At 60.4% G+C, this 24,666-nt stretch carries 20 protein-coding genes; 13 read left to right on the top strand and 7 right to left on the bottom strand.

Annotated features, from left to right (window positions below; all coding sequences use genetic code 11):
* Positions 1–18 precede the first annotated feature (18 nt).
* From JFT87_RS07995 to JFT87_RS07970, 6 genes are all read right to left on the bottom strand, one after another.
* Positions 19–813 (bottom strand): DUF4123 domain-containing protein, encoded by a 795-nt coding sequence (locus tag JFT87_RS07995; protein ID WP_201200255.1) that lies wholly within the window; start codon positions 811–813, stop codon positions 19–21.
* Positions 810–2,150 (bottom strand): type VI secretion system Vgr family protein, encoded by a 1,341-nt coding sequence (locus tag JFT87_RS07990; RefSeq protein ID WP_201200254.1) that lies wholly within the window; start codon positions 2,148–2,150, stop codon positions 810–812. Before JFT87_RS07990 ends, JFT87_RS07995 begins: the two co-directional genes overlap by 4 nt.
* 232 nt (positions 2,151–2,382) lie before the next feature.
* On the bottom strand, positions 2,383–4,296 hold the full coding sequence (speA, locus tag JFT87_RS07985) for an arginine decarboxylase (protein ID WP_201200253.1): 1,914 nt from the start codon (positions 4,294–4,296) through the stop codon (positions 2,383–2,385).
* Positions 4,297–4,514: 218 nt separating this feature from the next.
* Entirely contained in the window at positions 4,515–4,886 is a 372-nt protein-coding gene (locus tag JFT87_RS07980) for a translation initiation factor Sui1 (RefSeq protein WP_123599678.1), read from the bottom strand.
* Between the two features lie 267 nt (positions 4,887–5,153).
* On the bottom strand, positions 5,154–5,711 hold the full coding sequence (locus JFT87_RS07975) for an NUDIX hydrolase (RefSeq protein WP_201200252.1): 558 nt from the start codon (positions 5,709–5,711) through the stop codon (positions 5,154–5,156).
* Positions 5,712–5,714: 3 nt separating this feature from the next.
* The gene (locus JFT87_RS07970; RefSeq protein WP_201200251.1) at positions 5,715–6,782 is read right to left on the bottom strand and encodes a DUF2333 family protein; all 1,068 of its coding nucleotides are present in this window, start codon (positions 6,780–6,782) and stop codon (positions 5,715–5,717) included.
* A 289-nt stretch (positions 6,783–7,071) separates the two neighbouring features.
* Here JFT87_RS07970 and gcbA point away from each other — a divergent pair, with 289 nt between their 5' ends.
* The 13 genes from gcbA (at position 7,072) to JFT87_RS07905 (ending at position 23,907) form a co-directional block, all read left to right on the top strand.
* A complete protein-coding gene (gene gcbA / locus JFT87_RS07965; RefSeq protein WP_201200250.1) occupies positions 7,072–8,742 on the top strand; it encodes a diguanylate cyclase GcbA in 1,671 nt (556 codons plus the stop codon).
* Between the two features lie 52 nt (positions 8,743–8,794).
* Positions 8,795–10,741, top strand: a complete 1,947-nt coding sequence (locus JFT87_RS07960) for a methyl-accepting chemotaxis protein (protein WP_201200249.1) — start codon at positions 8,795–8,797, stop codon at positions 10,739–10,741.
* 240 nt (positions 10,742–10,981) lie between these two features.
* On the top strand, positions 10,982–11,437 hold the full coding sequence (gene aroQ, locus JFT87_RS07955; RefSeq protein ID WP_007947649.1) for a type II 3-dehydroquinate dehydratase: 456 nt from the start codon (positions 10,982–10,984) through the stop codon (positions 11,435–11,437).
* Between the two features lie 24 nt (positions 11,438–11,461).
* The gene (gene accB, locus JFT87_RS07950) at positions 11,462–11,920 is read left to right on the top strand and encodes an acetyl-CoA carboxylase biotin carboxyl carrier protein (RefSeq protein ID WP_140669630.1); all 459 of its coding nucleotides are present in this window, start codon (positions 11,462–11,464) and stop codon (positions 11,918–11,920) included.
* Positions 11,921–11,937: 17 nt separating this feature from the next.
* The gene (gene accC / locus JFT87_RS07945; protein ID WP_201200248.1) at positions 11,938–13,293 is read left to right on the top strand and encodes an acetyl-CoA carboxylase biotin carboxylase subunit; all 1,356 of its coding nucleotides are present in this window, start codon (positions 11,938–11,940) and stop codon (positions 13,291–13,293) included.
* A 240-nt stretch (positions 13,294–13,533) separates the two neighbouring features.
* On the top strand, positions 13,534–14,412 hold the full coding sequence (gene prmA, locus JFT87_RS07940) for a 50S ribosomal protein L11 methyltransferase (protein WP_201200246.1): 879 nt from the start codon (positions 13,534–13,536) through the stop codon (positions 14,410–14,412).
* A 30-nt stretch (positions 14,413–14,442) separates the two neighbouring features.
* Positions 14,443–15,732, top strand: coding sequence for a DUF3426 domain-containing protein (locus tag JFT87_RS07935; RefSeq protein WP_201200244.1), 1,290 nt, complete (start codon positions 14,443–14,445; stop codon positions 15,730–15,732).
* A gap of 185 nt (positions 15,733–15,917) precedes the next feature.
* A complete protein-coding gene (dusB, locus tag JFT87_RS07930; protein WP_201200242.1) occupies positions 15,918–16,928 on the top strand; it encodes a tRNA dihydrouridine synthase DusB in 1,011 nt (336 codons plus the stop codon).
* A complete protein-coding gene (gene fis, locus JFT87_RS07925) occupies positions 16,925–17,245 on the top strand; it encodes a DNA-binding transcriptional regulator Fis (protein WP_007907419.1) in 321 nt (106 codons plus the stop codon). The genes dusB and fis overlap by 4 nt, the downstream gene beginning before the upstream one ends.
* Positions 17,246–17,326: 81 nt before the next feature.
* Positions 17,327–18,934, top strand: a complete 1,608-nt coding sequence (gene purH / locus JFT87_RS07920; RefSeq protein WP_201200240.1) for a bifunctional phosphoribosylaminoimidazolecarboxamide formyltransferase/IMP cyclohydrolase — start codon at positions 17,327–17,329, stop codon at positions 18,932–18,934.
* 156 nt (positions 18,935–19,090) lie between these two features.
* The gene (gene purD, locus JFT87_RS07915) at positions 19,091–20,386 is read left to right on the top strand and encodes a phosphoribosylamine--glycine ligase (protein WP_201200239.1); all 1,296 of its coding nucleotides are present in this window, start codon (positions 19,091–19,093) and stop codon (positions 20,384–20,386) included.
* A gap of 99 nt (positions 20,387–20,485) precedes the next feature.
* On the top strand, positions 20,486–23,263 hold the full coding sequence (locus JFT87_RS07910) for a response regulator (protein ID WP_201200238.1): 2,778 nt from the start codon (positions 20,486–20,488) through the stop codon (positions 23,261–23,263).
* Between the two features lie 47 nt (positions 23,264–23,310).
* Positions 23,311–23,907 carry a MarC family protein gene (locus tag JFT87_RS07905; RefSeq protein ID WP_054044032.1) on the top strand — a complete coding sequence of 199 codons (597 nt, stop codon included), beginning with the start codon at positions 23,311–23,313 and terminating at the stop codon, positions 23,905–23,907.
* A gap of 23 nt (positions 23,908–23,930) precedes the next feature.
* On the opposite strand, the gene JFT87_RS07900 is transcribed toward JFT87_RS07905, so the two are convergent.
* Positions 23,931–24,626 (bottom strand): hypothetical protein, encoded by a 696-nt coding sequence (locus JFT87_RS07900; protein WP_201200237.1) that lies wholly within the window; start codon positions 24,624–24,626, stop codon positions 23,931–23,933.
* Positions 24,627–24,666: the final 40 nt, after the last annotated feature.

Raw genomic sequence — 24,666 nt, 5'->3', positions numbered from 1 at the left:
AGATACCGCACCTCTGTTTCAGGGTTGATCGTTCTGCCATTGGCGCCGTACATGCTCAAGACCGGCCTGCTGGGTCAGTCCCACAGGCGGCGGCACCAGCACCGCCCACGGGTGCAGCAAGCGTAGCCACAACCAGTCATCGAGCACGTGGCGATCGCTGAAACCCAGCGCCAGCCCTTGCTGAACATGGGAGGACAGCGCTGCATACTCGGTTCCAAACGATTGGCACCAACGCCAGATATGCTGCTCCAGCAAACAGGTTTGCAGGCGCTCGCGTTGCCGCCCCGTGAGGTTTTCTTCAACCGCCAGCGGTGCGACGGCCAAACCGGGATTACGCAGTTGCTGCCAGCCCTGACTGCCGATCGCCCGATCCGCCCAGGTGCCACCGTACCAGCGCAACTGGCTGATCGGTCCGAGCCAGCGGCTCAACTCCCGGGCATCACAGGCGTCGAAAAAATAGCTCGCCGTCTGCCGGTTGTAGTAGCCGAGCATGGCTCGGTGGTGCAGGCCGAACGAGACGGTGAGCATGCGCCGCAAATGCGCCAGCAGCGTCGGCGTCGAGGCCGTACTGTCCAGCAACAAGCCGCGCCAGACCTGCGGCTCGCGTTGACACAACGCTTGCAGCGCCTCGCTTTCGTGCAGTTCGATCAATAACGGCCCCTGCTCTCGCACCCCTTGAAATTCGGTGCTATCGAACAGCCAGAAATGCCGAAGCCCGGCGAACGTCTGCCGTAACACCTTCAGCGCCTGCGGCGCGTCCTGAACATCCAGCAGCAGCCAAGGCGACATCGGGTCAAACATTACGTCACTCATCCGCGGCCGCTCTGTTCAAGCGCACCGACCAACCGACAACTGCAAATCGCCTGCCGACAATGGCTGAAGCTGCCGCCGCCGGGCATCAGGCAGAGCAGCACCAGCGGCGGAGCGGATTTCAGCAGTTGCGGCAAGCCTTCACTGAGCAACTGCTCCGGCAGCGCGATCGGCTCCTGCGCAGGGTCCTGAGGGCCATCAGGCGCTTGCAACACACCACTGATCACTGGCTGATCGGGGTCGCCCTCAAGAAAACTCACCACCACTTCGTCCCCTTCGCGCAGCACCGCTTTGCCTGCCAATGCCGGCGCCAGTGGCAGCCAACAATGACTGGCGGCGGCGCCTTCGCCCTGATAAAGCCAATCGAATTGCACCGCCACCGGCCGTGAGCAATCCGGGCGCGGCTCGTCAACGGCGACCACCCAGGCGCGTTGCAAACTGTGCATCCGTGGCCGAACAGGGCTGCTGCCTGCCAGAGACGGGCCATTTTGCAGGACAGCAAAAATCCGATTGCGGTACGGTTGATCGAGGGACAGGTCGGCATGATGTTCAACCCGCGACAACAACCACTCACGATTGCATTCGGCGAAAGGATGTCCGGCCAACGGCAGCCATCGTCCACTGCGCAGGCTCGGCACAGCGGATTCGCCCTCGGCCCTGCGTGCCTGTTGCGCGCCATGGGCGCCGGGCAGCAACGCGTCCTGCAACCGCCATCGACGCACCGCCGGTGTGCCGTGATCGGCCTCGTCATCAAAGCGCGCGACCCCGGCGCGAGGCAGATGCGCGAGGTCGTCACCGAACACCAGGCAATGGCCATCGCTGCGGTGCTCGAAGTGATAATGAATGCCGGCGCGCGCACACAAGCGCTGCAGCAGTTGCAGATCGGACTCTCGGTACTGGGTGCAAAACGTCAGCTCTGGATAGTCGGCAACCAGTTCGAAGCGGCGCTGAGCCCCGGCGATGCCGTGCTCCTTGAGCACCTGCGCGAGAATTTGCGGCACGCTGCAGGCACTGAAAACGCGCTGACTGAAACGCAGATCGAGGCAGTTCAGTTTAGGTCCGAGTCGAGCCCGGCAGAGCCTCGAACCCTGGCCATGCTCCTGCTGGACAACGCTGTGCAGTTGCCCGTGAATACCGTTGCGCGAGGCGCCGAAATGCAAAAACACCGAGCGGTGCAACAGACCGGCCAGATCCAGCTGCGCATCCTCGATCAACACATCAATGTCGAAGGCGAAGGGCTCGCTGATGGCTTCATTACCGGTAAAGGCCAGGACCTCAAAGGCGTCGGGCAGGCCCGCTACGTCCAGACGAAATGACGGCTCGTTGACTGGATCGAACATCGGCGATTCTCTACAGGAGGGGCGGCCGGGGATTCTCGCTGAGAGACATGGCCGAGTAGAGTGCCGAAGTACAACTTAGGAAATGACCTACGAGAAAAGAAGACCATATGAGTTTGCTGACTGTGATAGCCAAGGATTTTGCGGGGAATTTAAGAGATGTCCCACCGAGTTATCCGAATTTCCCACAGCTTGCGGAGAAATTTCAGACAACCCGGCGAGATCACACCTGTTCTCAAGAAGACAGGTAAGACGAACGGGTCAGACCCAGGCGCAACGCGTCGAGGAACTGGGTACGCTCGGCGGCAGTGATGCGCGCACTCGCGCACTTGTCGCGGTAGTGGGTCATCAGTTCTTCCGGCGACAAGTGCACGTAGCGCAGCATGTCTTCGATGGTGTCGTGGGTTTCGATACCGGCGTGGTACACGGTGCCGTCGGCGTTCTGGTAGATGTTCACCGAATCGGTGTCACCGAACAGGTTGTGCATGTCGCCGAGAATTTCCTGGTAAGCGCCGACCAGGAAGATCCCCAGCAGGTAGTCTTCACCGTCATTCAACCCGTGTACCGGCAGACTGGTTTCGATGCTCTGCTCGTCGACGTATTGCTTGATCTTGCCGTCGGAGTCGCAGGTCAGGTCTTGCAGCACCGCACGGCGCATCGGCTCTTCGTCGAGACGGTGCAGCGGCAGGATCGGCAGTACCTGGCCGATGGCCCAAGTGTCCGGCAGGCTCTGGAACACCGAGAAGTTGCAGATGTACTTGTCGGCGAGCTTGTCGTTGAGTTCGTCGAGCACCTGGCGGTGGGAACGCTGACGGGCTTTCAACGAGTTGTGCAGGCGACGGCAGACGGCGAAGTAGCATTGCTCGGCCAGGGCTTTTTCTGCCAGGGTCAGCTTGCCATCGGCGTATTGGCTAGCGATGTCGCTCATGTAGTGCGTGGCGCGCCAGTAGGTCTCGGTGACCATCTCTATGTCGGTCGGGCCCAGCAGGTCAACCAGCCACTGCACGGTTTCCGGCAGTTCTTCCTTGTTGTCGATCTGCGGCACGTCGTCGTTATGCTTTTCGACGTCGGTCACCTGCACCACGAGCATCGCGTGGTGAGCGGTCAGGGAGCGGCCGCTCTCGGAGAAGATGTTCGGGTGCGGCAGGTTCTGCGCGTCGCAGAATTCCTTGAGCATCCCGACCACGACACCGGCGTAATCGTCCATGTCGTAGTTGATCGAACTGGCGTTACGCGAGTGCGTACCGTCGTAGTCCACGCCCAAACCGCCGCCGACGTCGATGTGATCCACCGGCAGGCCGAGGTTGCGCAGTTCGCCGTAGTAACGAATCGCTTCCTTGAAGCCATGCTGGTAGTCCGCCAGGTTGGCGATCTGCGAACCCATGTGGAAGTGCAACAGGCGAATGCCTTGATCCAGGCCCGCTGCGCGGAAACGCTCGACCACCGACAGCAGTTGCGCCGCCGACAGACCGAACTTGGATTTTTCGCCACCGGTGTCAGCCCACTTGCTTGAGGCCAGGGACGACAGACGCACGCGCAGGCCGACTTGTGGCTTGACCTTCAGCGAGGCCGCTTCTTCGATCACCAGGCCAACTTCGGATTCTTTCTCGATCACGATGAACACGTTGTGACCGAGCTTCTGGCCCATCAGCGCCAGACGGATGAACTCGCGGTCCTTGTAACCGTTGCAGACGATGGTGCCGCCCTTCGGTGCCAGGGCCAAAACGGCGAGCAGCTCAGGCTTGGAGCCGGCTTCCAGGCCGATGGACACGTCCTGGGTGGCGATGATGTTCTCGATCACCGCTTCTTGCTGGTTAACCTTGATCGGGTACAGCGCGGTGTACTTGCTCTGGTATTCCAGGCGTTCAATGTTGGCATCGAAGGCGCCGGTCAACTGACGCACGCGGTCTTGCAGGATATCGGGGAACCGCACCAGCAATGGCAAGGACAAACCGCTTTTGCGCAGTTGGTCGACTTGCTCGAACAGGTCGATAGGCGAACTGGTCGGACCGTTCGGACGAACTTCGACGCGACCGGCGTCATTGATCGCGAAATATCCGGCCCCCCAATGGCGAATCCCGTAAACACTGCGGCTGTCCGCAACTGTCCATTGGCTGCCATCGTCTTTGCGTGTGCGTCTTACGGACATTGAAGTCCCCTATAAAGAAGTCATAGAGCGTCGCCTGGGTTCAGGCCGGCGCAGTCTAAAGAATGAAAATGACGGTTCGTCAACGAGGGGATAGACCTCGCTGACCGCAGTGAGTTTAGAAACCGGTCAGAACAGGCTCTGTGAAAACCATGTTGGCGACGCCAGGCCAGAATGAAATCAGGACTGGATCAAGCCGAGGGTGGTTTTCACAGAGGCTGCTAGCCGCCGGACTTCTTCGCCTTGAAACCAAGTTTGATCAGCTCGGCCAAGAGTAGCTCGACATGATCGCCCTGGATTTCAATGATTCCGTCTTTCAACGCCCCGCCGGTGCCGCAACGTTTCTTCAACGTGGTGGCCAGGGCCGTGAGCGCATCAAGGGCCAGCGGCACGCCGGTGATGGTGGTCACCGTCTTGCCGCCACGGCCCTTGCTTTCGCGACGCACGCGAGCAATGCCGTCGCCGGCAGGGATCACGGTTTGTTTGCAGATACAGGCATCCACCGGTTTGCTGCAATCCGGGCAATGACGACCTGCGTCGGTGGAAAATACCAGGCCACCAAGGGCGGCGAAGGATGCGGCTTTTTTGGCCACCGGCAATCCTCTTGGGAGGACAAAGACTGGTCGCAGCACTTAGGCAAGGCTATCGACCGCGAAGCCCCACTCAGGCAGGGGCAGCGCTACTGAAACAGTACAGACCTGTAGGAGCGAAGCTTGCTCGCGAAAGGACGTCAACGATAACGCGCGGCATCAGACAGAACGAGTCGTCCATGCATCCTTCGCGAGCAAGCTTCGCTCCTACAAAAGGTCGCGCAGTGTAACGGCAAAAAGCCGACTTGCTAAGAGCCAATCGGCGCCAATTTATGCCTTCTTTGCGACGTCGGTTTGCTGAGCCTTCAGATAACGCTTCAACGCGGCCAAAGAGTCCGGGCAGTAAGGCTTTTGGGTGATTTCCTGCATCACCTGATCAATCGGAATAAAGCGCGCTTCAAGCACTTCTTCCGGCTGCAGGATCAACGGACCGTCCCACACGGCCGAAAACGCCGAACACCACAGCCGGTTGCCGGTGTCCTCGAAGAAAAAGTGATCATGAGCGCTCAGTTCCACACCACTCACGCCCAATTCTTCTTCCAGCTCACGGGCGGCCGACTCGGCGTAACTCTCATCAGCCTGCACCATGCCCCCCGCCGCCACGTCCCAATAACCGGGATAAATGGCTTTGCTGAGGGTGCGGCGGTGCACGCAGAGCTCACCGGCCGAGTTGAACAACATGATGTAGGTGCCGCGCCCGATCAGCCCGCGCTCACGCAGGTCGCTGCGGACCAGGGCGCCGAGCAGGTTGTCCTGCTCGTCGACCCAGGCGATGCGTTCGGCATCCGAGGCCGCGCGGTGGGCGGCCTCTTTGGCGCTATCGACCATGACTCAGCCCTGATTGAGCAGTTGACGCAGATCGATCACTGCAGCGTTGGCCCGGGAGATGTAGTTAGCCATGACCAGCGAGTGGTTGGCCAAAATCCCGAAGCCGCTGCCATTGAGGATCATCGGGCTCCAGACCGGTGCTTGCGAAGCTTCCAGCTCACGAATGATCTGGCGCACGCTGACGGTGGCGTTTTTCTTGGCCAGCACATCGGCGAAGTCGACTTCGACGGCGCGCAGCAGATGGGACAACGCCCAGGCCTGACCGCGGGCTTCGTAGAATACGTTGTCGATCTGCATCCACGGAGTTTCGACGATTTCTTCGTCAACCTGCGGCACCTGGCCCGGCATCACCACTTCGGTTTTCAGCGAGGTGTTGAGCTTGACCCGGCCAACGCTGGCCGACAGGCGTTGCGACAACGAACCCAGACGGGTGCCGACATCGCCCAGCCAGTTGTTCAGGTTGTCGGCGCGGGCATAGAACAACGCATTCTTCTGCGCCGGATCAGACAGGCGAGCCTGGTAACGGCTCAGGGAATTGATGCCTTCCTGGTACTCCGATTCGCTGGATGGCAGGACCCAGCTCTTGTTATCGAAGTTGAAACGCGGCTCGGCCTTGGCCAAATCCGAGTCTTCGGCCGATTGTGACTGCGAGCGCGCAAAGTCTTTACGCAGGGCGCGGGTCATGTCGCGGACCTGGACCAGCACGCCATATTCCCAACTCGGCATGTTGTCCATCCACAGGCCCGGCGGGAAGCGGTCGTTGGAAATGTAGCCGCCCGGCTTGTTCAGCAAGGTGCCGGCGACGGTCTTGAGGGTTTCCACCATGGTGTAGCCGACGACCATCTGCTTGCCTTCTTTCTCGGCAGCGACCTGGGCGTTTTGCTGAACCGGGAACAAGTCAGGCTCTTCACTCCAGTACCAGCCCAGGCCGATGGTCACCAACAGGTACAGACCGATCAAAGTGGCCAGCGCCCGGCTGAACAGCAGGCCGCCGAAATAACTGCGGGTGGCCGATTTCGGTTCAGCGGCACGTTCGGGTGCGCTGCCCGCGCGGTTCTTCCAGTCCAGCATGGCGATATCCTTTCAATCACTTGAGTTCATCGGTTCGACCACAACCCTACGCCATCGTGCCTCAATTTGCCGCGCATTAATCTGCGCGAAACAACGAGCCATGCAATCGCATCGGTCGAGGCGACACTATAAATGAAGCATAGCCTTCGAGCCTATGCGACCAGTCGGTCAGAAACTGAATGATGTCGCTTTGCAGATTATTGACATACGACACTGATGTGACTGAAAAGAGGTGCTAGCATAGAGCCACCAGTCGATCTCAGCATGCACCCTAACTAGTAGTCAGGATATGACCGAGCCAGAAGACCCCAGCCGTGAGCGCCTCAAGCACCACTTTGCCCAGCGGGTAATTCATCAGGCACGTCAAATTCTTGAGATATGGCAGCGCCTGCAACGCAGCGAGTGGTCCACTACCGATTTGTCCGAGCTGAGCGAGGCCAACCTGCGCCTGCTGCGCTTTGCCGAACGCTTTGAACAACCGGAACACTCGCAATTGGCGCGCCACATCGGCCAGTCGCTGGAGGCGGTCGATGCTAATCGCGGACGCCTGAGCAGCGGCCTGATCACTGACCTCAACCGTTTGATGCAGCGCCTGTCCCGCACCGGCCTGCGTCACGGCGACCAACTGGACCAAACCTTCCTGCCGCCACTGCGCAAGCCAATCTACGTGATGCTGCAAGATCACGATCGTGCCGAACGCTTGGCCAAGCAACTGGAATTCTTCGGGCTCAGCGCCCAGTCGCTGGACAGTGTGTCGGCGTTTCGCTCCTCGATGGTCGAGCGACTGCCGGCGGCGATTGTCATGGACGTGGACTTCAGCGGCCCGGGCATCGGCTTGAAACTGGCCGCCGAAGCCCAGGTTGGTCTCGATGAACCGTTGCCGCTGCTGTTCTTCAGCCTGCACGAAACCGACACCCCTACCCGCCTCGCCGCCGTGCGCGCCGGTGGCCAGGAATTCCTCACCGGCACCCTCGAAGCCTCGAGCCTGCTGGAGAAGATCGAAGTCCTGACCTGCGTTGCCCAGTACGAACCGTATAAAGTGCTGATCATCGACGACTCCCGCGCCCAGGCCTTGCACACCGAGCGTCTGCTCAACAGCGCCGGCATTGTCACGCGCACGCTGATCGAGCCGATCCAGGCCATGGCTGAACTGGCGGACTTCCAGCCCGACCTGATCATCCTCGACATGTACATGCCGGCCTGCACCGGTACCGAACTGGCCAAAGTGATCCGCCATAACGACCGTTACGTCAGCGTGCCGATCATTTACCTGTCGGCCGAAGACGACCTGGACAAGCAACTCGACGCCATGAGCGAGGGTGGCGACGACTTTCTGACCAAACCGATCAAGCCGCGGCACCTGATCACCACCGTGCGCAACCGCGCGGCCCGGGCACGCAACCTGAAAGCGCGGATGGTCCGCGACAGCCTCACCGGTTTGTACAACCACACCCACATTCTGCAATTGCTCGAAGACTGCTCGTTCCGCGCCCGCCGCGAGAGCAAGCCGCTGAGCTTTGCGATGCTCGACATCGACCACTTCAAACGGGTCAACGACAGCCACGGCCACCCCATGGGCGACCGGGTGATCAAGAGCCTGGCGCTGTTCCTCAAGCAGCGACTTCGCAAGACCGATTTCATTGGCCGTTACGGCGGCGAAGAGTTCGCGATTGTCATGCCGGACACTGATGTCGAATCAGCGCACAAGGTGCTCGACGAAATCCGTCAGCGCTTTGCCGAGATTCACTATCCGGCCCAGCCGCAAGACCTTTGGTGCACGTTCAGCGCTGGCGTGGTCGAGCTGCGCGAAGATTCCGACAGCCTGATGATGGCCAGCCAGGCGGACGAGGCGCTGTACCGCGCCAAGGACGCCGGACGCAATCGCGTGCAAGCAGCGCGGGAGTCAAAGCAAAGTGCCACTTTTTCATCGGAATCCACCGATTCGGTCATAACGCTGTAATACAAACGCAATAAATTCAGGCGCTTACCATTCTGCCGTTGGTAGACCCGTTATGCGCCTGAAGCTGCTGACCAACCTCAATACCCTCCTGCTGGTCGCCGTGTGCGTCGCCCTCGGTGCCACGCTATGGTGGTCGCAAAAAGCCCTGGAGCGGCCCTATCTGTTGATGGAGCGCTACCTGGGACTGTCCCAGCAATTTCAAAATGAAGTGGCGCGTAACGTCGAGGATTATCTGTCCAGCGGCGATGCCCTGCGCCTGAGCAGTGCCAGCCAGGCCATCGACGGCTTACAAAAAGAACTCACCGAACTGCCCCCGGCATTGGCCGACACGTTGCGCCCGAGCCTGTCCAGCCTCGAAGAATTCAGCAAGTCCGACCTGCTGGCCGCCGGCAAACTCGCGGGGGATCCGCAGGCGCTGTTGCTCCAGGCCGAACGGGAGTTGGGCGCCAGCCTCGACCAGCTCAGCCAATACGCCAGCACCAATGCAACCTATCTGACGCCGCTGCTCGCCGCCTCCCAGCACTTGGGCAAACTGTCCCTGGCCCGGGACAAACTGGTCAGCAGCGGTCGCAGCGAACTGGCTGCCGATGTCGAGCGAGAAGTCGCCAGCATCCGCGCCCAAGCGACGCAACTGGATGCCTTGCCGCTGCTCGGCGTGGCCGCCAGCACGGAGTCGAGCACCGACGATTTCGCCTCGATGATGGGCCTGGAAAACACCGAAAAAGCCGCGACCGAAGATGCCGGGGTCGGCCTCAAGCGCGAACTCAACAGCCTGCTCACGCGCTACCCGGCTGAGCTTGCGCGCACCCGCGATCAAATCCAGAAGCGCGCCGACCTGAGCGCCGCGACACACCTGAAAATCACCGCCGTGCAGCAGGCCATCGCCGGGCTGGAACCGGTGGTGCGCGCCCAGCACGGGCAGATCCAGGGCGAAGTGCGATTGATGCAAGGGCTGATGATCGGCCTGATTCTGCTGATCGCGCTGTTGATCGACACCTTGCAACGACGCCTGGCCCGAACCCTGACCAACCTGGCGCCGGCGCTGTCGACCTGGGCCGAGGGCGACTTCAGCCAGGACATTCAGTTGGGCAAGACCAACCGCGAGTTGCATGACATCCAGGCTTCGCTCAACCGATTGCGCGCCTATCTGGTGGATTTGGTGGGGACCATTCGCCTCAATGCCGAACAAGTGGCCGGCAGCAGTCGGACATTGGCCGAGCTTAGCAACGACTTGCACACTGGCGCTGAACATCAGGCCGGCGACACGGCGTTGATCCGCGATTCCCTCGGTGAGCTGGAAGCCACCATTCAACAAGTGGCCGGCGACGCCAGCCAGGCTGCAGATGCCAGTCGCAACGCAGGATTGGCGGTCGAGCATGGCCAGAAAGTCATCGGCCTGAGCCTCACCGGGCTGCATGCGCTGGTGGGCGAAGTACAAAGCAACGCGCAGATGATTGAACACCTCGCTGAAGAGTCCGCGACCATCGGCGGCGTGCTGACAGTGATCCGTTCGATTGCCGACCAGACCAACCTGCTGGCCCTGAACGCCGCCATCGAAGCGGCCCGGGCCGGGGAAATGGGTCGAGGTTTTGCGGTGGTGGCCGAAGAAGTGCGTTCGCTGGCGCAACGCACCGCTGGCGCCACGGCAGAGATCCAGACCTTGATCGCCGGCCTGCAAACCGCGGCACGGCAATCGGTGGAAGGCATGCGCGCCCAGGTCGAGCACGCCGAAGCCACTGCCAATCAGGCTCAAGACGCTGATGGAGCGCTGGATAAAATCGTCGGGGCGATTCAGACCATTGCCGACACGGCGGTGCGCATTGCCGATGTCACGGCCCAGCAAAGCGGCGCCGTCAGCGAGATCCGTGATCACAGTGAGCGGATTCACCAGTTGGGTGGGGATAACTTGCTTCGTATCGGTCGCGGGCGCGAACAGGGCGAGAACCTGCTGGTATTGGGAGGCCAACTGAATACAGCCGTACAAGCCTTCCGCGTCTGACAGAGCGCTTTCGCGAGCAGGCTCGCTCCCACAGGGGTATGCATTCCAATGTGGGAGCGAGCCTGCTCGTGAAGGCGCCAGTCCAGACACCACAAATGACCGGATTTAATCACTCGGTCACATATTTCGCGCAAACATCGGCCATCGTGCTGGCTATTGCATAGAACTGGACAGTCACAAAGGCTTTGCGGCATAGTCGCCGGGTTCTGACAATTGCACACAGATAACAAGGAACAGCAGATGGCGACGCTACTGGTTCTGCACGGACCCAACCTGAACTTGCTCGGCACCCGCGAGCCGGGCACCTATGGCGCTACGACACTGGCGCAGATCAACCAGGACCTGGAACGCCGTGCCCGTGAAGCCGGTCATCATTTGCTGCACCTGCAAAGCAACGCCGAGTATGAATTGATCGACCGCATCCACGCCGCACGTGGCGAAGGTGTGGACTTCATTTTGATCAACCCAGCAGCTTTTACGCACACAAGTGTCGCATTACGTGACGCGCTGCTGGCGGTGAGCATCCCATTCATCGAAGTGCATTTGTCTAACGTGCACAAACGCGAACCTTTCCGCCATCACTCTTACTTCTCCGATGTAGCGGTGGGAGTGATCTGCGGCCTTGGCGCCAGCGGTTATCGACTGGCCCTGGAGGCTGCCCTGGAACAGCTTGAACAACAAGCTATACGCCCCTGACCGACCCTTGGGAGTTGATGATTCATGGATATCCGTAAAGTTAAGAAACTAATCGAATTGCTGGAAGAGTCCGGCATCGACGAGCTCGAGATCAAGGAAGGCGAAGAGTCCGTACGCATCAGCCGTCACAGCAAGACCCCGGCTCAGCAGTACTACGCTCCGGCTCCGATGCACGCTCCGGCGCCTGCGCCAGTTGCTGCAGCTCCCGTTGCTGCCGCTCCTGCAGCTCCAGCCGCACCTGTTCTGAACGGCACCGTTGCCCGTTCGCCTATGGTCGGCACCTTCTATCGCAAATCTTCCCCGTCCTCGCCGTCCTTCGTTGAAGTTGGCCAGACCGTGAAGAAAGGCGACACCCTGTGTATCGTCGAAGCCATGAAGATGATGAACCACATCGAAGCTGAAACCAGCGGTGTGATCGAATCCATCCTCGTCGAAGACGGCCAGCCGGTTGAGTACGACCAACCGCTGTTCACCATCGTTTGAACCGCGGAGAGACTTTGATGACTGCGAAGTTGGAAAAAGTTCTGATCGCCAACCGCGGTGAGATCGCCCTGCGGATCCTGCGTGCCTGCAAAGAGATGGGCATCAAGACCGTCGCCGTTTATTCCACGGCTGACAAAGAGCTGATGCACCTGGGTCTGGCGGACGAATCCGTCTGCATCGGTCCGGCATCGGCTGCAAAGTCTTACCTGCACATCCCTGCGATTATCGCCGCTGCTGAAGTGACTGGCGCTACCGCCATTCACCCAGGCTACGGTTTCCTCGCGGAAAACGCCGATTTCGCCGAACAGGTCGAGAATTCCGGCTTCGCCTTCATCGGCCCGAAAGCCGACACCATTCGCCTGATGGGCGACAAGGTATCGGCCAAGCACGCCATGATCGCTGCTGGTGTTCCAACCGTTCCGGGCTCTGACGGTCCACTGCCGGAAGACGAAGAAACCGCTCTGCGCATTGGTCGCGAAGTCGGTTACCCGGTGATCATCAAAGCCGCTGGCGGCGGTGGTGGTCGCGGCATGCGCGTTGTGCATAAAGAAGAAGACCTGATTTCTTTCGCAAAACTGACCCGCACCGAAGCAGGCGCGGCGTTCGGCAACCCGATGGTCTATCTGGAAAAATTCCTGACCAACCCACGTCACGTGGAAGTCCAGGTTCTTTCCGACGGCCAGGGCCACGCCATCCATCTGGGCGACCGCGATTGCTCGCTGCAACGTCGTCACCAGAAGGTTCTCGAAGAAGCGCCAGCACCGGGCATCGACGAGAAGGCACGGGCTGAAGTCCTCGCACGCTGCGTCAAGGCATGCATCGACATCAACTACCGTGGCGCGGGCACTTTCGAGTTCCTGTACGAGAACGGCGCGTTCTATTTCATCGAAATGAACACCCGCGTTCAGGTTGAGCACCCGGTTTCGGAAATGGTTACCGGCATCGACATCGTCAAGGAGATGCTCAGCATCGCCGCTGGCAACAAGCTGTCGTTCACCCAGGATGACGTCGTCATCCGCGGTCACGCGCTGGAATGCCGGATCAACGCCGAAGACCCGAAAACCTTCATGCCAAGCCCAGGCACGGTCAAGCATTTCCACGCTCCAGGCGGCAACGGCGTTCGCGTCGATTCGCACCTGTACAGTGGCTATGCTGTTCCGCCGAACTACGATTCGTTGATCGGCAAGCTGATCACCTACGGCGCAACCCGTGACGAAGCCATGGCGCGCATGCGCAATGCGCTGGACGAAATCGTTGTCGACGGGATCAAGACCAACATCCCGCTGCACCGCGATCTGGTCCGTGATGAAGAATTCTGCAAAGGCGGAGTCAACATCCACTACCTGGAACACAAGCTGGCTGCTCAGCATTAAGATGTGATCCGAACCAACAAAGCCGCTTTCGAGCGGCTTTGTTGTTTCTGGCGTAAAGAAAATCAAAAGATCGCAGCCTGCGGCATCTCCTACATTGGAATGCGAACTCCTGTAGGAGCTGCCAAAGGCTGCGATCTTTTGATCTTCGGCCATGGTCGTCTTCTGCCGCGCGCTCGCGTAAACTTGCGCGCTTCTCGCAGCCCGCTAGGCTGCAATCAATATTTTTCAAAGGTGCCCGCCATGCCTTGGCTGCAAGTCCGTCTCGCCATCAGCCCAGAACAAGCCGAAACCTACGAAGACGCTTTCCTTGAAGTCGGCGCCGTATCGGTGACTTTCATGGACGCTGAAGATCAGCCGATCTTCGAACCGGAACTCAACACCACGCCGCTGTGGTCCCACACCCATCTGCTGGCCCTGTTCGAGGACGGCACCGAAGCCGCCAGCGTGCTGGCCCACATGGAATTGCTGACCGGCGGTCCACTGCCCGAGCATCACAGCGAAATCATCGAAGACCAGGACTGGGAACGCAGTTGGATGGACGGTTTCCAGCCAATGCGTTTCGGTGAGCGCCTGTGGATTGTCCCGAGCTGGCACGCCGCGCCCGAACCTGACGCCGTGAACCTGCTGCTGGACCCGGGCCTGGCGTTCGGCACCGGCACCCACCCGACCACCGCGCTGTGCCTGGAATGGCTCGATGGCCAGGACCTGAAGGACTGCAACGTGCTGGATTTCGGCTGCGGCTCGGGGATTCTGGCAATTGCCGCCCTGCTGCTGGGCGCCAAGGAAGCCGTCGGCACCGACATCGACGTGCAAGCGCTGGAAGCCTCCCGCGACAACGCCGGGCGCAACAACATTGCCGAAGCGCTGTTCCCGCTGTATCTGCCAGAAGACCTGCCGCAGGTTCAGGCCGACGTGCTGGTCGCCAACATTTTGGCCGGCCCGCTGGTGTCCCTGGCACCACAACTGTCCAGCCTGGTCAAGCCGGGCGGCCGTCTGGCGCTGTCGGGCATCCTCGCCGAGCAAGGTGAAGACGTCGCCAAGGCCTACGCTCAAGACTTCGATCTGGACCCGATTGCCAATCGCGATGGCTGGGTGCGCATCACTGGCCGTCGGCGCTAGAATGAGCACCTGCATAATCCGGATCGCCGCATGACCGACAGCTTCGTCACCCAGTGCCCGCATTGCCAAACCAGCTTCCGCGTCAGCCACGCTCAATTGAGCGTGGCCCGTGGAGTGGTTCGCTGTGGCTCCTGCTTGCAGGTGTTCAACGCCGCCAAGCAACTGCTTGAGCAACGGGCCGGCCAGGAATCGGTCAAACCGGTCGCCCCGCCGATTGCCGAACTGCCCAGCGAAGCGCCGACGGGCATTGCCTCGCCACCGGTCGTTGAAGCGCCGGCCAGCGTCGAATCACCCGCACCGCGCGCCATCAGCCAAAAGCAGTGGAGCGCCTCGGAACTGGATCTCGACAGCCTAGATCTGGACGAAGAACTCGCCCGCCTCGAACAACGGGAAATCCAGCCAACCACTGAATTCGGTCGTCCGCGCGAAGATTCCCTCAGCGCACGCCGCGACAGCCCGGAACCTGATGAAACGGTCTGGCGCGATAGCTTGTTCAGCGAACGCTCCAATGAGCTCACCGTCGAGCCCGAAGAAGACGAGCCGGAAACCGTCGACATCGAGCCGGTCAAATCCGCGCGAACCGAGCCTTCGTTGTCGCTGGAGCCGGTGGATCTCGACGATGAACCACCGATCCCGCAACTGCGCCTGCATGACCCGATCGATCCGAATGCGCGGCGTGAACGCTTCTCCGCCAGCGACGAAACCGATGACGACGATCTGCCATCGATCGAACCGTTGCGCAAAAAACGCGAGCGCGCCGAGCCCGGTGTCCGCGCCGAAGCCTTGCAAGACCTGACTGACGACCCGCTGCAACTGGACTGGCAGAAACGCCGCTCGCCCTGGGGCCGCCGGTTTTTCTGGCTGTTGCTGATCCTGCTGGGCGCCGGCGCCCTCGTCGGGCAATACGTCGCTTACCATTTCGACGAGTTGGCCCGTCAGGATCAATACCGTCCGTGGTTCCAGGAGTTGTGCCCGCAACTCGGCTGCACGGTGCCGTCCAAAGTTGACATCGCCAAAATCAAAAGCAGCAACCTGGTGGTGCGCAGCCATCCTGATTTCAGCGGGGCACTGGTGGTGGATGCGATCATCTATAACCGCGCGGCCTTCTCCCAGCCCTTTCCGCTGCTGGAGTTGCGCTTTGCCGACCTCAACGGCCACCTGATCGCCAGCCGTCGCTTCAAGCCCGGCGAGTACCTCAACGGCGACCTCGAAGGCCTGGCGGAAATGCCCCCGCAAACGCCGATCCACATCGCGCTGGATATCCTCGATCCAGGCCCTAAAGCGGTGAACTACAGCCTGAGCTTCCATTCGCCCGAGTGAAACGCTTCAGTGCTCAGGGATTGACGGCGGTTTTCTGACTTTGCCTGTACGGACCAAACCGCTGGCGATAACAGAATAACTGTTCAGATTTTGTTCAATTCAGCCTTTATCCAGTCATCGAGAGCGGGTATCATGCCAACCCTTTTTCGAACTCTCATGATCCGGCCCCACAACAGGGAAGTCCTATGTCGGCGGTACGCATCGGTCCATATACATTGCACAACGGCTTGATTCTCGCCCCCATGGCGGGTGTCACCGACCAGCCCTTTCGTCAGCTGTGCAAGCGACTGGGCGCAGGGCTTGTAGTCTCGGAAATGGTCACCAGCGATATGAGCTTGTGGAACACCCGCAAATCGCGGATGCGCATGATCCACGAAGGTGATCCCGAGCCACGCTCGGTACAGATCGCCGGCGGTGATGCGCAGATGCTGGCGGATGCGGCCCGGGCCAACGTGGAACTGGGCGCACAGATTATTGATATCAACATGGGCTGTCCGGCGAAGAAGGTCTGCAACAAGGCCGCCGGTTCGGCGCTGTTGAAAGATGAAACATTGGTGACCGAGATCCTGCAGGCCGTGGTGGCTGCGGTTGATGTGCCGGTCACCCTGAAGATCCGCACAGGCTGGGACCGGGACAACAAGAACGGCCTGACCGTGGCGAAGATTGCCGAACAGGCAGGTATTACGGCGTTGGCGGTCCATGGCCGCACCCGTGCCGACCTGTACACCGGCGAGGCCGAGTACGACACCATTGCCGCGATCAAGCAGGCGGTGTCGATCCCGGTTTTCGCCAATGGCGATATCGATTCACCCGAGAAGGCCCGGTACGTGCTCGACGCGACCGGTGCCGATGGCCTGTTGGTAGGCCGGGCTGCCCAGGGGCGGCCATGGATTTTTCGTGAGATCGACCATTTCCTGCGTACTGGCGAAAAATTGCCGGCGCCGGAGCTGATCGAGGTGGAACGTATTCTGCTTGAGCATCTGGCCGCGCTGCACGCCTTCTATGGAGACGTGATGGGCGTACGCATTGCTCGCAAGCATGTGGGCTGGTATCTCGCAACCCTGCCGGGCGCCAGGGAGTTCCGCGCCCACTTCAATCGTTTGGATGGTACGGAAACACAATGCGCCAACGTTCGGGAGTTCTTCGCCGAGCGTTACAAGAGCCTGACAGGGGACGGAGAAGGGGTGGCCGCATGACGATGATGACCGAGACTTTAGTGAGTGGAACAACACCCGTGAGCGACAACGTGAATTTGAAACAGCACCTCAATACGCCGAGCGAAGAAGGTCAGACCCTTCGCGGGAGTGTCGAGAAGGCGCTGCACAATTATTTCGCCCACCTTGAGGGCGCTGCCGTCACGGATGTGTACAACCTGGTGCTCTCCGAAGTCGAGGCTCCCCTGCTCGAGTGCGTGATGAACTACGTCAAGGGCAACCAGACCAAGGCCAGCGAGCTGCTCGGGCTGAACCGGGGCACGCTGCGCAAGAAACTCAAGCAGTACGATTTGCTGTAAGCATTCAATCAAACCAGAAAGGCGCCCGCGTAAAACCGGTCGCCTTTTTTGCTGACTCCTTTGCTTTTGATGGAAATTGAAATGACCGACCAGACTACCCGCCTGCCGATCCGCCGCGCCTTGATCAGCGTCTCTGACAAGACCGGGATCCTCGAATTCGCCAAGGAGCTAGAAGCCCTGGGCGTAGAGATCCTCTCCACCGGCGGGACGTTCAAGCTGCTGCGCGACAACGGTGTTGCCGCAGTGGAAGTCGCGGATTACACCGGTTTCGCTGAAATGATGGACGGTCGGGTCAAGACCCTGCACCCGAAAATCCATGGCGGGATCCTCGGTCGTCGCGGTATCGACGACGCGATCATGAACGAGCACGGCATCAAGCCGATCGACCTGGTTGCGGTCAACCTGTACCCGTTCGAAGCCACCATCAACAAGCCAGGCTGCGACCTGCCGACCGCGATCGAGAACATCGACATCGGCGGCCCGACCATGGTCCGCTCGGCAGCAAAAAACCACAAAGACGTGGCCATCGTGGTGAACGCCAGCGACTACGCCAACGTGCTGGACGGCCTCAAGGCCGGCGGCCTGACCTACGCTCAGCGTTTCGACCTGATGCTCAAGGCCTTCGAACACACCGCTGCCTACGACGGCATGATCGCCAACTACATGGGCACCGTGAACCAGGCTGCTGAGACTCTCAGCACCGAAGGTCGCAGCGAGTTCCCGCGCACCTTCAACAGCCAGTTCGTCAAGGCTCAGGAAATGCGCTACGGCGAGAACCCGCACCAGAGCGCGGCGTTCTACGTGGAAGCCAAACCTGCCGAAGTCGGTATTGCCACCGCAACCCAACTGCAAGGCAAAGAGCTGTCGTACAACAACGTGGCCGACACCGACGCCGCGCTGGAATGCGTGAAGAGCTTCGTCAAGCCGGCCTGCGTGATCGTCAAGCACGCCAACCCATGCGGCGTCGCCGTAAGCCCGGACGCCGAAGGCGGCATCCGTCAGGCCTACGAACTGGCTTACGCCACCGACACCGAATCGGCCTTTGGCGGCATCATCGCCTTCAACCGCGAACTGGATGCTGAAACCGCCAAGGCCATCGTCGAGCGTCAGTTCGTCGAGGTGATCATCGCCCCATCCGTCAGCGCAGAAGCCCGCGCCATCGTGGCAGCCAAAGCCAACGTGCGCCTGCTGACCTGCGGCGAGTGGTCGACTGACCGCGCCGCTGCCTGGGACTACAAACGCGTCAACGGCGGTTTACTGGTACAGAGCCGCGACATCGGCATGATCAGCGCCGATGACCTGAAAGTCGTGACCAAGCGTGCCCCGACCGAACAGGAAATCCACGACCTGATTTTCGCCTGGAAAGTCGCCAAGTACGTTAAGTCCAACGCCATCGTCTACGCCAAGAACCGTCAGACCATCGGTGTCGGCGCAGGCCAGATGAGCCGCGTGAACTCCGCCCGTATCGCCGCAATCAAGGCTGAACACGCCGGTTTGCAGGTGGCAGGATCGGTGATGGCCTCCGACGCGTTCTTCCCGTTCCGCGACGGCTTGGACAACGCGGCCAAGGTCGGCATCACTGCGGTGATCCAGCCAGGCGGCTCGATGCGTGATAACGAAGTGATTGCTGCAGCTGATGAAGCCGGCATCGCCATGGTATTCACCGGCATGCGCCACTTCCGTCACTGATTAACTCGATCAACTGTGGGAGCGGGCTTGCTCACGAAAGCGGTCTTTCAGTCACATTGATGCTGGATGTGCCGTCGTCTTCGCGAGCAAGCCCGCTCCCACAGAAAAGCAGCTTCAGTGCTGCCTCCAGAATTAGCGTCATCCGAGGTTTTTGAAATGAATGTTTTGATCATTGGCAGCGGTGGCCGTGAACACGCCCTGGCCTGGAAAGTGGCTCAGGATCCGCGCGTGCAGAAGGTTTTCGTTGCTCCGGGCAACGCCGGCACCGCCATTGAAGCCAAGTGCGAGAACGTCGCCATCGACGTGCTCGCCCTCGAGCAACTTGCGGATTTCGCCGAGAAAAACGTTTCCCTGACCATCGTCGGTCCGGAAGTGCCATTGGTTGCCGGCGTCGTCGATCTGTTCCGCGCGCGCGGCCTCGATTGCTTCGGTCCGACCGCTGGCGCTGCTCAGCTGGAAGGTTCGAAAGCGTTCACCAAGGACTTCCTGGCTCGCCACAAGATCCCGACTGCCGACTACCAGAACTTTACCGAGATCGAGCCGGCCCTGGCTTACTTGCGTGAGAAAGGCGCACCGATCGTGATTAAGGCCGATGGCCTGGCCGCCGGTAAAGGCGTGATCGTCGCGATGACTTTGGCTGAAGCCGAAGACGCCGTGCGCGACATGCTGGCGGGCAACGCTTTCGGCGAAGCCGGTTCGCGCGTCGTGATCGAAGAGTTCCTGGACGGCGAAGAAGCCAGCTTCATCGTCATGGTCGACGGCAAGAACGTACTGCCGATGGCCACCAGCCAGGACCACAAACGCGTCGGCGACGGCGACACCGGCCCGAACACCGGCGGTATGGGTGCCTATTCCCCTGCCCCGGTCGTAACAGCCGAAGTCCATAAACGTGTCATGGACCTGGTGATCTGGCCAACCGTGCGTGGCATGGCTGACGAAGGCAACGTCTACACCGGTTTCCTGTATGCCGGCCTGATGATCGACAAAGCCGGTAACCCAAAAGTTATCGAGTTCAACTGCCGTTTCGGCGACCCTGAGACCCAACCGGTGATGCTGCGTTTGCAGTCGAGCCTGGTATTGCTGGTCGAAGCGGCCCTGGCGCAAGCCCTGGACAAAGTCGAAGCACAATGGGATCCACGTCCAAGCGTCGGCATCGTGCTGGCCGCCGGCGGCTATCCTGGTGACTACGCCAAAGGCGTGGCGATCAACGGTCTGGACGCAGCCGCCGGTCTGGAAGGCAAAGTCTTCCACGCTGGCACTGCGCTCAAGGACGGTCAGGTTGTAACGGCCGGTGGTCGGGTGCTGTGCGCTACGGCGATGGGTACCAGTGTTGATGCTGCCCAGCAGCAAGCTTACAAGCTGGCAGCCAAGATCGATTGGGAAGGTTGCTTCTATCGCAAGGACATCGGCTACCGCGCCATTGCCCGCGAGCGTGGCGAAAATCAGGAATAAGCCCTCCATTCGGCCAGGCAAGGGCGTGATGCCCTTGCCGGACTATTCCGGCGCCGCGCATAGTTATATTCTGGCATCAACCTACGAAGGGATTTCGCCGTGCGCTGGCTCAGGATTGCCATAGGTCTTACCGTCACTCTGTTGACCTTGCTCTGCATGCTCCCGGCCCAAGCCGCGCAAGGCAGTGGCTGGTCGGTTTTGCTCGACGAACAGGGCGACCTGCAACTGAGCGATATCCGCTCCACGCGCTTCACCAATCAATTCAGCCCCATCGAACTCGACCGCCTCACGGCCGCCGAGCCCGACGGCGCGTTATGGCTGCGCTTCAGGCTGGCCCCCGGCAAGCACGAACAAGTGCTGCGCGTGTTCGCCCCCGACCTGTCGCACCTCAATCTGTATGTGCTGGACGGCGAAAAGCTGATCGAGCAACTGAACACCGGCACCCAGCAGCCTCAGGCTGAGCGGCCACTGCCCAGCAGCGACTTCATGTTGCCGCTGCCCCAAAGCGATAAAACCCTCGACGTTTACTTGCGACTGGTTTCCGAGCACCAGCTGCGGCCTTACATCACCCTGCAATCGGCGGTGATGACGGCGGCCAATCAGAACCTCACGCTGATCTACGGCCTACTGTTCGGCTGCATCGGCATGCTGATCCTGCACAACGTCGTTCGTTACGCCTACACCCGTTCGCGCAGCAGCCTCTGGCTGGCGGCCTGCGAGTTTCTGCTGCTGCTCAGTCTGGTTCTGCTGCTTAACCTGGCCGGACCATGGCTGCCGAACTGGCACGCCATCCAGACTCCCGGTGCGTACCTCGCCCTGTTGCTGACGGCACCGTGCGGCCTGATGTTCGCCTACCGCTTTTTTGCCCCGCTGGGCCCGCACCCACTGAACAAGCTGCTGCTTGGCGACATCCTGTTCACGGTGGTCGCCGGGCTGCTGCTGTTGTTCGTCAACACCCTGCCGTTGAACATCATCACCTACGTCCTGGTCGCACTCGCGGGCCTGAGCATGTTGTTCGTCAGCGGTTACCACTGGCAAAAAGGCTATCGTCCGGCCCGGCTGTTCGTCGCCGCCATGGTGGTGTTCAACATCGGCGCGCTGATCATCCTGCCGGCACTGCTGGGGCTGACCCTGGTGGCACCGCAAGGCCTGATCATCACCCTGCTGGCGTTCATCTGCATCAGCGGCCTGTTGATGAGCATCGCTCTGGGCGAGCGCCAGCGCAGCATCACCGAAGACCGTTTCAGCGTCAGCCGCGACCTGGCGGCCAGCAATGCCGAGATCAACGCCAAGGCTGAATTCCTGGCGAAGATCAGCCATGAAATCCGCACGCCGATGAATGGCGTACTGGGCATGACCGAACTGCTGCTGGGCACGCCATTGTCGGTCAAGCAACGTGATTACGTGCAGACCATCCACAGCGCTGGCAACGAACTGCTGACCCTGATCAACGAGATTCTCGACATCTCCAAGCTCGAGTCCGGGCAGATTGAACTGGACGACGTGCAATTCGACCTCAATGCCCTGATCGAAGATTGCCTGAGTATTTTCCGCGCCAAGGCCGAACAGCAAAACGTCGAGCTGATCAGTTTTATCCAGCCGCAAGTGCCACGGGTGATCAGCGGTGACCCAACCCGTTTGCGTCAGACCCTGCTGAGCCTGCTGGAAAACGCCCTGAAAAAAACCGACGAAGGCGAGATCCTGATTGTCGTCGCCCTCGACGAACGCAGCGCCAAACCACGCCTGCGCATCGCCGTGCAGGACAGCGGCGTGCCGATGGAACCCGAAGAGCGCGATGCGCTGATGCACGCCGAACTGCACAGCAAACACTTCCTGTCGGCCACTCGCCTGGGCGGTAATCTGGGGCTGGTGATCGCTCGCCAACTGATCCGCCTGATGCAAGGTGAGTTCGGGATCAAAAGCGGCGCCAATCAGGGCAGCACCCTGTGGCTGACCTTGCCGCTGGACCCCGACCGTCTCGAACACCCGACTTCCGACCTCGACAGCCCGTTGCAAGGCGCGCGCGTACTGGTGGTGGACGACAACGACACCTGCCGCAAAGTGCTGGTACAACAGTGCAGCGCCTGGGGCTTGAATGTCAGCGCGGTGCCTTCCGGCAAGGAAGCCTTGGCGCTATTGCGCACCAAGGCTCATTTGCGTGACTACTTCGACGTGGTCCTGCTGGACCAGAACATGCCCGGCATGACCGGCATGCAACTGGCGGCCAAGATCAAGGAAGACCCGAGCCTCAACCACGACATTCTGTTGATCATGCTCACCGGCATCAGTAATGCGCCGAGCAAGATCATTGCACGCAACTCGGGGATCAAGCGCATCCTCGCCAAACCGGTGGCCGGCTACACCCTCAAGACCACATTGGCGGACGAGCTGAACCAGCGCAACAAAGGCCTGGCCGTGTCGCATCACCTGCCCTCCGGCCCGCCCCTGCCGGTCAAGGTGCCCAGCGATTTCCGCATCCTGGTGGCCGAAGACAACAGCATCTCGACCAAGGTCATTCGCGGCATGCTGGGCAAGCTCAACCTGCAACCGGACACCGCCAGCAACGGCGAAGAAGCCTTGCAGGCGATGAAGGCCCAGCGCTACGACCTGGTGTTGATGGACTGCGAAATGCCGATTCTCGACGGTTTCTCCGCCACCCAGCAATTGCGCGCGTGGGAAGTTGGCAATCAGCGGATTCGCACGCCGGTGGTAGCGCTGACCGCACATATTCTCGCCGAGCATAAAGAGCGCGCGCGACAGGCTGGTATGGACGGACACATGGCCAAACCGGTCGAGCTGTCGCAGTTGCGCGAGTTGATCGAGCACTGGGTGGCTCAGCGTGATCAGCAAAACCGCGCCTCCACCCAACCGTCGTAACGCCTGATAGACTCCCCCACGACTACCCTCGCCAGTGAGCCAGCACCATGCTCCACGTGTTGTTCAGCGTTTACCTGAAGATGCTGGTGCTCTACAGCCCGTTCTTCGTGTTGTCCTGTTTCATCAGCCTGACCCGTGGCTACTCGCGCAAGGAACAACGCCGTCTGGCCTGGAAAGTGGCCGTCGCGACGCTGGTGTCCAGCGTTTTGCTGTACCTGTTCGGGCGAGTGATTTTCAGTGTGTTCGGGATCACAGTGGATGCGTTCCGCATTGGCGCCGGCAGTGTGCTGTTCATCTCGGCGCTGGGCATGGCCCAAGGCAAGTCCGCGGTACAGACCGACAACGTGCAGCAAGACGTGACGATCGTGCCGCTGACCATCCCCCTGACGGTCGGCCCCGGCACCATCGGTGCGCTACTGGTGATGGGCGTGAGCCAGCCACACTGGGACGACAAGCTCACCGCCATCCTCAGCATTGCCCTGGCCAGTTTCACGGTGGGGGTGGTGCTTTATCTGTCCAACCGCATCGAGCGGATTCTGGGCGATCAGGGGTTGCAGATTGTCAGCCGGTTGATGGGTTTGTTCGTGTGTGCCTTGGCGGCGCAAATCATCTTTACCGGGGTCAAGGGCTACCTGGTGCCATAAGGCCCAGGCACTGATCTGTACCGCTACGCGACAGGCGGGAGCTTTGCGCTGAACAACGAACCGATTTCGATAGACGGTGCGTGAAGCTCCGTTGCCAGCCATTCCCGGGTGTCGGCTCTGAACTCGTCGTATCGAGCTTGGTTGAAACGGGCCGAATAACCACGCCTGATGACGTTGCCGACAGGCTTGTGCCGCGCTGCCCCGCTCTCGAAATAACACTGATCGATTGTCCCGTGCGTGACGAATGACACCGAAACCATGCCAAGAAAACCACCTTCCTCGACCACACCGGCCATCGCCCTGAACCGTGTGCTCCCGGCATCACCCGACAGGCAATGACGCTTGAGCTTTTGCAACAGCGCCGCGTCACGGGATGCTGACTCCAGCTTGCGCAAAGCCGCCGAAATCAACAGGCCTTGCCCGGATGACAGGTTTGTTTCAGCCAACGCGACCACTTCCTCTTCGCCTGAAACAGTCGATTGCGGGCCACGCAGGGGTAGATCCGTGTGCTGTTCGGCAAAGAAATGCCAGCCACAGGCAGACAGGATTCCCGAGTAGATGTCGAACCATTGTGAATCCTGCAAGCCCTGCGGCACATCTTCGTCAGCTGCCAGCCGGGCAAATGCCAACGTATCCAGCACATCCTGTTTGATCGTCGACGACAAGGCGCTGGATAACACCAGCAGCACGCCCGCGTGAAAATAAACCGAGTAATTCATCTGTTTGCTCCGGTCACTGCCGGCAATATTGCCGGCAGCC

It is taken from the genome of Pseudomonas sp. TH15, assembly GCF_016651105.1.
Classification (GTDB): domain Bacteria; phylum Pseudomonadota; class Gammaproteobacteria; order Pseudomonadales; family Pseudomonadaceae; genus Aquipseudomonas.
The sequence above is the reverse complement of the archived record's forward strand: the minus strand, read 5'-3'. Positions and strand labels throughout refer to the sequence as shown.

What these genes read in the sequence shown, in the direction of transcription:
- JFT87_RS07995 (WP_201200255.1), bottom strand. Translation starts at nt 813, where the DNA reads ATGAGTGACGTAATGTTTGACCCGATGTCGCCTTGGCTGCTGCTGGAT.
- JFT87_RS07990 (WP_201200254.1), bottom strand. Translation starts at nt 2,150, where the DNA reads ATGTTCGATCCAGTCAACGAGCCGTCATTTCGTCTGGACGTAGCGGGC.
- speA (WP_201200253.1), bottom strand. Translation starts at nt 4,296, where the DNA reads ATGTCCGTAAGACGCACACGCAAAGACGATGGCAGCCAATGGACAGTT.
- JFT87_RS07975 (WP_201200252.1), bottom strand. Translation starts at nt 5,711, where the DNA reads ATGGTCGATAGCGCCAAAGAGGCCGCCCACCGCGCGGCCTCGGATGCC.
- JFT87_RS07970 (WP_201200251.1), bottom strand. Translation starts at nt 6,782, where the DNA reads ATGCTGGACTGGAAGAACCGCGCGGGCAGCGCACCCGAACGTGCCGCT.
- gcbA (WP_201200250.1), top strand. Translation starts at nt 7,072, where the DNA reads ATGACCGAGCCAGAAGACCCCAGCCGTGAGCGCCTCAAGCACCACTTT.
- JFT87_RS07960 (WP_201200249.1), top strand. Translation starts at nt 8,795, where the DNA reads ATGCGCCTGAAGCTGCTGACCAACCTCAATACCCTCCTGCTGGTCGCC.
- aroQ (WP_007947649.1), top strand. Translation starts at nt 10,982, where the DNA reads ATGGCGACGCTACTGGTTCTGCACGGACCCAACCTGAACTTGCTCGGC.
- accB (WP_140669630.1), top strand. Translation starts at nt 11,462, where the DNA reads ATGGATATCCGTAAAGTTAAGAAACTAATCGAATTGCTGGAAGAGTCC.
- accC (WP_201200248.1), top strand. Translation starts at nt 11,938, where the DNA reads ATGACTGCGAAGTTGGAAAAAGTTCTGATCGCCAACCGCGGTGAGATC.
- prmA (WP_201200246.1), top strand. Translation starts at nt 13,534, where the DNA reads ATGCCTTGGCTGCAAGTCCGTCTCGCCATCAGCCCAGAACAAGCCGAA.
- JFT87_RS07935 (WP_201200244.1), top strand. Translation starts at nt 14,443, where the DNA reads ATGACCGACAGCTTCGTCACCCAGTGCCCGCATTGCCAAACCAGCTTC.
- dusB (WP_201200242.1), top strand. Translation starts at nt 15,918, where the DNA reads ATGTCGGCGGTACGCATCGGTCCATATACATTGCACAACGGCTTGATT.
- fis (WP_007907419.1), top strand. Translation starts at nt 16,925, where the DNA reads ATGACGATGATGACCGAGACTTTAGTGAGTGGAACAACACCCGTGAGC.
- purH (WP_201200240.1), top strand. Translation starts at nt 17,327, where the DNA reads ATGACCGACCAGACTACCCGCCTGCCGATCCGCCGCGCCTTGATCAGC.
- purD (WP_201200239.1), top strand. Translation starts at nt 19,091, where the DNA reads ATGAATGTTTTGATCATTGGCAGCGGTGGCCGTGAACACGCCCTGGCC.
- JFT87_RS07905 (WP_054044032.1), top strand. Translation starts at nt 23,311, where the DNA reads ATGCTCCACGTGTTGTTCAGCGTTTACCTGAAGATGCTGGTGCTCTAC.
- JFT87_RS07900 (WP_201200237.1), bottom strand. Translation starts at nt 24,626, where the DNA reads ATGAATTACTCGGTTTATTTTCACGCGGGCGTGCTGCTGGTGTTATCC.